The sequence below is a fragment of the Nostoc sp. UIC 10607 genome, from assembly GCF_047228265.1.
Classification (GTDB): domain Bacteria; phylum Cyanobacteriota; class Cyanobacteriia; order Cyanobacteriales; family Nostocaceae; genus Nostoc; species Nostoc foliaceum_A.
Genome location: NZ_JBIQNW010000128.1, coordinates 1 through 7325, shown reverse-complemented (window position 1 = coordinate 7325; position 7325 = coordinate 1). Strand labels below are relative to the sequence as shown.

9 protein-coding genes are annotated in these 7325 nt (G+C 39.7%); 4 read left to right on the top strand and 5 right to left on the bottom strand.

Annotated features, from left to right (window positions below; genetic code table 11):
• Positions 1-58 precede the first annotated feature (58 nt).
• Complete coding sequence (locus tag ACEYW6_RS35265; protein ID WP_412983456.1) at positions 59-442, bottom strand: thermonuclease family protein; 384 nt, start codon at positions 440-442, stop codon at positions 59-61.
• Positions 443-762: 320 nt separating this feature from the next.
• On the opposite strand from ACEYW6_RS35265, the gene ACEYW6_RS35260 reads away from it, so the two are divergent.
• The gene (locus ACEYW6_RS35260) at positions 763-1002 is read left to right on the top strand and encodes a hypothetical protein (protein ID WP_412983455.1); all 240 of its coding nucleotides are present in this window, start codon (positions 763-765) and stop codon (positions 1000-1002) included.
• Here ACEYW6_RS35260 and ACEYW6_RS35255 read toward each other — a convergent pair.
• Positions 978-1502, bottom strand: coding sequence for an isochorismatase family cysteine hydrolase (locus ACEYW6_RS35255; RefSeq protein WP_412983454.1), 525 nt, complete (start codon positions 1500-1502; stop codon positions 978-980). The genes ACEYW6_RS35260 and ACEYW6_RS35255 overlap by 25 nt on opposite strands.
• Before the next feature lie 314 nt (positions 1503-1816).
• On the opposite strand from ACEYW6_RS35255, the gene ACEYW6_RS35250 reads away from it, so the two are divergent.
• Entirely contained in the window at positions 1817-2863 is a 1047-nt protein-coding gene (locus ACEYW6_RS35250; RefSeq protein ID WP_412983453.1) for a mevalonate kinase, read from the top strand.
• A 58-nt stretch (positions 2864-2921) separates the two neighbouring features.
• Here ACEYW6_RS35250 and ACEYW6_RS35245 read toward each other — a convergent pair whose 3' ends face one another.
• Positions 2922-3089 (bottom strand): hypothetical protein, encoded by a 168-nt coding sequence (locus ACEYW6_RS35245; RefSeq protein ID WP_322701976.1) that lies wholly within the window; start codon positions 3087-3089, stop codon positions 2922-2924.
• 48 nt (positions 3090-3137) lie between these two features.
• Positions 3138-3647, bottom strand: coding sequence for a thiol-disulfide oxidoreductase DCC family protein (locus ACEYW6_RS35240; protein ID WP_412983452.1), 510 nt, complete (start codon positions 3645-3647; stop codon positions 3138-3140).
• Between the two features lie 522 nt (positions 3648-4169).
• Here ACEYW6_RS35240 and ACEYW6_RS35235 point away from each other — a divergent pair.
• Positions 4170-4457 carry a Mo-dependent nitrogenase C-terminal domain-containing protein gene (locus ACEYW6_RS35235; RefSeq protein ID WP_412983451.1) on the top strand — a complete coding sequence of 96 codons (288 nt, stop codon included), beginning with the start codon at positions 4170-4172 and terminating at the stop codon, positions 4455-4457.
• A gap of 58 nt (positions 4458-4515) precedes the next feature.
• Here the strand turns inward: ACEYW6_RS35235 and ACEYW6_RS35230 are convergent, their stop codons facing one another.
• Positions 4516-6066 (bottom strand): FAD-binding domain-containing protein, encoded by a 1551-nt coding sequence (locus tag ACEYW6_RS35230; protein ID WP_412983450.1) that lies wholly within the window; start codon positions 6064-6066, stop codon positions 4516-4518.
• Between the two features lie 473 nt (positions 6067-6539).
• Between ACEYW6_RS35230 and ACEYW6_RS35225 the strand changes: the two genes are divergently transcribed.
• On the top strand, positions 6540-7046 hold the full coding sequence (locus ACEYW6_RS35225; RefSeq protein ID WP_412983449.1) for a hypothetical protein: 507 nt from the start codon (positions 6540-6542) through the stop codon (positions 7044-7046).
• Positions 7047-7325: the final 279 nt, after the last annotated feature.

The following is a 7325-nucleotide window of genomic DNA, read 5'->3' as shown; positions in this document are numbered from 1 at the left end:
ACTTTACCGTATATACCGTGCTGTCTCCTAAATCCTTTACCAGCAAGCTTTTTGAGACTTAACGGGAAAAGTCAGGTCCGTGAGCCATCACTTCAGCAACAGTACGCCCATCGCTGTCTTTTGCGACTGGAACGATCATCAGTTGGTTATCGGCAGCCGCGATTAGCTTGAGTAGTTTCTGTTTTGCTTCATTGCTTAATGCTTGTGCTGGCACTTCAGCTTGTTTCACTTCCGGGGCATCAATTCCACAAAGCTCAACTGACATTTGGCTACCATCGGTTTGACGAACTGTGATGCTGTCCCCATCTGCCACTTGAGTAGCTATCCATTCTTCGGTAAGCGCGATGGATGGCTGCTTAGTTCTTTGGAAAATCGAGATAGCGCTGATGGTAGCTCCAGCGATCGCAGTTAAGATTATGGTAGTTTTCCCCGATAGCTTCATGTTGCTACATCTATAGAGCAGTTAGCCAGTAAATCTCGTCAGATTGCCGAAGAGGGTCAAAATAAAGATTGGCTTGCAGTAGAGCATTCTGAATCTGGAGAAGTAATACAAAAGCATTATCATGTAGATTTTACATTATGAACGGATTGGGATAGCAGAGTCTAAATTTGAAGCAATGCAGGACACGCTGCTGGGAAATACCGTAGTTGAAAATGCCAAAGTTACCTTGATTGAGATTGATGCAAACTTACCAGTCTCGCCCTTAACTTAATGATCTGCTAGATAATTGCAATGAATCGGCAAGTAGAAAAAAAACAGTAATGCAAAGTATCAAATTGCGTTCTTACGTAGGGTTTGATGGGATCTTACATTTAGAAATTCTTGTGGAAATAAGGGACAAAGAAATAGAAGTGATAGTAACCTATCAACAGCTAGAACCATCAGCACCCCCAAAAACACCAGAAGAATTGGGATGGCCGGCAGAATTTTTTGAACAAACTTACGGCAGTTGTCAGGACGATCCAATTGTGATTGATTATGACATCTTCTCAATCACCTGATCACTCATCTGAATTTGGTTTTTTCCGATATTACGTTTGAGTAAGAAAATACCTGCATCATGCGCTTGCTGACCACCAGCACTAAAGCAAGCATCCTCGATAATTACTGGTTCAATACCGCGCTCAAAAGAGTCAATTGCTGTCTTGAAAATACAGCTATCAGTTTCAACTCCACAAAGATATATTTTGCTGATTTGATTAATCAAAATAAAACTCGAAAAACTTTCTGTAAATGCAGAGTAATAAGGTTTATCAAAAATATTATGTATATATGGCTGAAGTTCATCAATAATGCTCGTTTCTGGTTCATGTATCAAGCTTGACCAATGAATTAGCTTCACATAATTACTGTCAGCAGTATTGATAAATTTTGTGAATTCAACGAGTTTACCAGCCTCTAAAAAACGCTCAATTAGTTTAATGACAGTAGGAATAATATGTCTGCATTTATCAGGCATAAAACCATTTTGCATATCTACTACAAGAAGTATTTCGCTCATTTGTGCCAGAATTTATTTAGATTAAGAGTTAAGACATTAAATAAAGCAATATTATAAAATATGACATCCGCGACTTTGGTGCTTCTTCCTTGGTGGCCCACAGAACGTGATTGCTGGTGATGGGGTAGTGAGTAAGGAAATCTGGGGATGGAGAAAGTGGCGGTTGCTAGACGGAGCGTAGTCATCGCTTCCCATCGATTCTTTCTCTTATTGCCGAAAGCCCTGCTGATGTGGGCAATTGGAGTGATGAGTAACGTGTTGTTTATTCAAGTCAATCAGGATAATATACCTCGATTAAGAACAGGAAACTTCAAATGAGAATTTTTGTTCCAGGCCGTCTTTGTTTGTTTGGAGAACACACTGACTGGGCAGGAGAATATCGCAGTGTTAATCCTCTTCTCGAAAAGGGCTACACCTTAATTGTTGGTACTAATCAAGGAATTTATGCCAATGTCTTGCCTAATTCTACTGAATTAATTATTCGTGCTTCTCTCAATGATGGCAGGAGTTATGAACCGTTGAGATTACCTATGGAATCTAATACCTTGAAATGCATAGCGGCAAAGGGTGGTTTTTTTAGTTATGCTGCTGGTACAGCATATCAAATTCTGACTCACTATGATGTTGGCGGACTTGAGGTTGATAATTATCTAACCGACTTACCCATCCAAAAGGGATTATCTTCGAGTGCTGCCTTTTGCGTTCTGATTGCGAGGGCTTTTAATCGTCTGTATGGCTTGAAGATGACAATTCGTTCAGAAATGGAGTTTGCCTACAAAGGAGAAAGAACCACTCCTAGCCTTTGTGGTCGTATGGATCAGGCTTGTGCTTATGGAAATCGCCCAATATTGATGATATTTAATGGTGAAAAAATCGACCTACTCGAATTGAAAGTGAGTGAGGATTTGTTTTTTGTGATTGTCGATCTCGGCGGGAGCAAAAACACACAAGAAATACTAAGACGATTGAATCAGTGTTATCCTTTCGCTACTAATTCAATAGAGCAAAATGTCCAAAAATATTTTGGTTCTATTAGCTCTGAAATTACCCAGGCAGCAGTTGAAGCAATACAAATTGGAGATGCCCAATTTCTTGGAGCTTTAATGACAAAAGCCCAAGCGGAATTTGACCGATACGTAGTTCCGGCTTGTCCCGATCAATTAACTGCAAAAAATCTACATCTGCTTCTCGGTCATGAGCCACTTAAGCCTTATATCTTTGGAGGAAAAGGCGTAGGTTCTCAGGGGGATGGCACTGCACAACTGATAGTTAAAAATCAAGAGAGTCAAAGAAAAACTATCGAAATTATTAAGCGTGATTTTCCTCAAATGCAAGCGTTACAGTTAACTATCTCAAGCTAACAGCTCCCATGATTAAGCAAGTGATGCTCAGGGACGAAAGTTGAGTTTCTTTAATGCCTCAATGAGTGGAGGATGACTCACCATTCTCCTCAATCATCTTCCAATTACGTATCTGAGGCTGAAGTTCAGCAATTTCAGTCTCAGTTACTGACGGCAAATCACCACTATAAAGAACACAAGTTTTTTGTAGTAAAGCTTCCACTGTTTTTGCTCCTTCACGAGTCACAATTTCAATTAAGTGTGCAGTAAGACATTGTTTATTGTGAAACTGGGCTTAGTCATCTTCATCCATTAAGCGACAACGGCTTTGGGTCTTGCAAGCAAGTCGAGAAGAACGCTCTCGTACAATAGTCGCTAAATCTGGTCGTCCTGTTAGAAAAAGTCGCCAATCAGCCCAAATTCCATATAGGAAGTCGGCAATAGCACCGATAACTGGTAAGGAAGTTGCAGCATAGACCCAACCCATCCCCAGAATTTCGTAAATGCGATGGAAAACTTCAACATTTTTAACTAGCGTTCCGTCTGGCAACACAGCATGAATACGCCCCATTGCAGTTTCATAGTCAACACCGCCATCTGCTTGGGGATTGTAGTCATCAGCTGCAATATCTACAAACACCACCAGCCCTCGACCCGCGTCCCGCTTTTTCAAAAAGTTAACCTCACGCAGACACAAGGGACATTGGCCGTCATACAGCAATTTGATTTTCCACGACGGCAGAGTGGATAAAGGCTGGTCTAGAGAGTTGTTACAACCGTAGGATTGGATTTGTGGTGAGGACATTTTGGGATCTTAACTAAGTTTATTTCCTTATATCAAGCGTAACGCCTCTGGAATTATAGGGTTTGGCCCATTCGAGCGACGCGTAGCTTGCCGCCTTCGGCATCGCTACTAGCGTGAAGGGCGTAATTCCAAAACCAATAAGTTCTCAAGACAGCATATGGCAATGTTAGGGGAAATGTGACTGTTGAATTGCAGATGTTGCATAAAGCGATCGCAGTTTTGATTTTTGACGCTAAACACTCAAAGTAGAAAATAGTAATCGTTACAGAAGCAAGAGGTGCGTAAACATTTGCGTAGCCCCTTGAAGTAAAGATTACGCTCCTGCTTCCTTAGACACTAGCTTTGCTCGTAATATTTGTTATATAAAATACAATTGCTTACTTATTTTAGATTTTAGGGAATTTTACTGAGATTTCAATTAGCTTTCTTTAAGAAGAGAAATAGTTTCGTAAATTTACGATGTTTTTGTCTGAAGATAACTGTCATTTTAGAGGAACAGATTTCGGGAAAGAGAGTTGATATATGAATTTACCTAAGCAAGACCATTTAAATCACAGTTTATTAAACCAGATACGTTATCAGGTTGAAATATTAGAAATTCATAATCCCAAATTAGCCAGACTATTATGTAAACTAATTCCATCTCACTGTCATTTTGAAACAACTGTATCAATTTTAGGGAGGACACTTTTTCACATTCCCCCATTATGTAAAATCAATCCTCTCTATGAACAAATAATCGGTCTTCGTTATAAATGTTTATTGTATTTAGTAGATGAATGCGGGGAAGACGCGACAAAGTATTGTTAAATGGGGATTTTATTTAGTAAAAAGAGAGAGGAGCTTGGTTTAAAATCTAGATAATGCTTTATTCCTGCAACTCAGTAAGCTTTTGTTGATATTCTTTGTACTCTCTGTCTTGATGCTGCCAGTATTTCTCAACTGTTATTTTAGCAGCGTTTGCATTATTGTATTCATCTCCACCTTGGCTTAACAATCGCTGTTTGGTTTGCTTTCGTAAGTCAGAAACAACTTTGCCATTAACTTTACGCGTCTTTGACCAATCTAAAATGGGTTTAGGATAGGCACTAATGTCAATGTATTTCCCCTGTTCAATTTCTGGTAAACTGTAGTCCTTAAGTTCTGGTATCCAGTGGTAAATAAAGTCTCCTTGAGGGTCTTTTTCGGCAATATTCTTTGACGGATTATAGATGCGAAAAGTATCGCTAAGTGGATTAGTTACACCAGCTTGCATCTGCCATTGCCAATTATTAATTGCTAAATCTCCATCTACTAAATAGTTCATGTAGTGTTTAGCTCCCTGATGCCATGAAATCCCACAATTGATAGTTAGGAATGTCGCGCACATTGCCCGCATCCGAAAATTCATCCAACCCATTGTTTTGAGTTGTCGCATACTGGCATCAACCAATGGAAAGCCTGTCATTCCTTGTTGCCACGCCTGAAATAATTCTTGTTTTGCTCCTGATAACGCTGATGGGGTATATAGTTGATCAAATTCTGGATAACGGTTAGTGTAGGCAATTTCTGGATGGAAATAGAGCCGCCCAGTAAAACTATCATGCCAACGCAAACGGTCTCGAAATGTTTTGAGGGAAAATTCTGCTTTGGGTTGAGCTTTTAATTCTTCTGCTAAGGCTTTAGTACTTTGGTAAATAGTGCGAGTTGAAATAGTCCCAAAAGTTAAGTGTGGTGATAAATGAGATGTTGCCCCAAGCTGTGAAAGCATTGGGCGAGAAAGTTTCCAATGGTAGCCAGAGTATCTTTTTCTGAGAAAAGAGTCTAGTTTAGCTTGTGCTTGTGTTTCGCCCCCTGGAAAATAAACTTTCTCTACTGCCCAAAAACGATGGTATTTCTGTTTAAGTTCTTCAAATGTTAGCTGTGCTAGATTAAGTGTAATTTGAGGTGTATTAATAGTTGCTGGTGTTTTATACTGGGATTGTCTTTGATAGGTGTAGTATTCGTTAAACCACTCGTCACGTTGCTCTGCTGATTGCAGAAAGTTGTTTAGTCCAATATGGTAATCAAGATTTAACTGCTTGTAGAAATCAACTATAGTTTTATCGCGGCTGACACCGTACTCTACCTGCACATCACGGCTAAAAAAAAGTTTGGGTTTATATCCTGCAATGATTAACTGCCTAGTCAACGCTTGCACGATGTCTGTAGAATTACCTTCAAATAAGTACAGCCGACTACCTAACTTTTGCAGATTTGAATCGAGATTTTCCAATGACTCAAACAAGAAGCGGACTCTAGCAGCTCCGACATCAGCCCAGGTATAAAACCAAGGGTCAATAATGAAGAATGGCAGAACCCTTGCATCATTACCAGATGAAGAGGTAACAATTTCATTATCAGTTAAACGCAAATCTCGACGAAACCATAGAAGGTGCATAAAGGTGCATAGTTTAATTTACTACTACTATAATACATTTGTAACAACAGGTGATTTTGCTGTCGAAGTTGAGTATTTATAGCAGATGTAAACTATTCTGACTGCGCTGACTTTACACAGTGCAGCGAACCGAACAAGTAAGTTCTAGTTATAAAACTGCAAGGATAGCGGATGTAGGGCAATACTTAAAAGTTAAAAGTTTACATGAGGGCACATCTGCCCTCATTTTTAAGATGGATATCAGGTAAGTGTGCATTAGAATTGAATGAGTGGCAACTTGACTGACTTGAAGCTAGATTAAAGAATCGAGGGTAAAAGTTGCTCACAGGGCAAAGTTTAATAATTGGGTCATTGATAAGTTTTTTATACAGCATTCGTGGTAAGCAATAAAAGTACTGTCAAAGAAACTGTATGCAAACGGTATAACCCAGAACTAACGATGTACAAGATTAATATTTACAGGCTTTAAAAGTATGGCTAAGGTAACAATTTCAATTGGGCTAACTGATACAGAAGTCAAAGCTTTATCGGCAATGCAGATTTCCGAAAATGAGTCATTGAATCATACAGCGACAAGATTGCTCCAGGGAATCCTGGGTCAGACAAAAGCTGGACTGGCGTTATCTAATGGTGATGAGATTAAGGAAATAGTTAAACAGGAAGTAAATGCTTTAGCTGTGTCTACAACTAATGGGGAAGAGATAAAACAGGTGATTAAGCAAGAGATGGCAGATGCGATCGCTCAGATAAAGGACTTAATAGAAAAGTGTGATGGAGGAGTTGCCCTACCAAAGCAAGAGGCTATTTCTGTTGAGCAGCAAGTCTTACCAGATTATTCAGCAATACGCGAAAATATCCTTTCTAAATTGAAAACAGGTAAGCAGTCAGCAGCCAAGGCAATTGACGCTTTTATTGAGTCACTGGGTGCTGTCAAGGAGCAACAACAGCCAGCAAATGTGAAATTAGATGTAGTGAGTTAGGATTTTTGTGCTGGCGACTATTAACCAGTCAACTTAATCACGCCTTGACTGACTAAATGTTCAAGCTGAGAATGGTGCTGTGTTTGCTCCCGTAGAAACTTGAGTTGCTCGTAAGTAAGAATGTGTAATCCAGGACGGACAACATAACCTTGAATGGTAATGCTTTGTGGCTGCTGGCTATCGGTACGGTTGTAGGAAATTGAAGCATCGGTGAGAGGTTAGAGGGATTGCACTTTTGTCAAGAGGGTGCAGGAAAAGGGGATAAATCCAGCTTGGAGA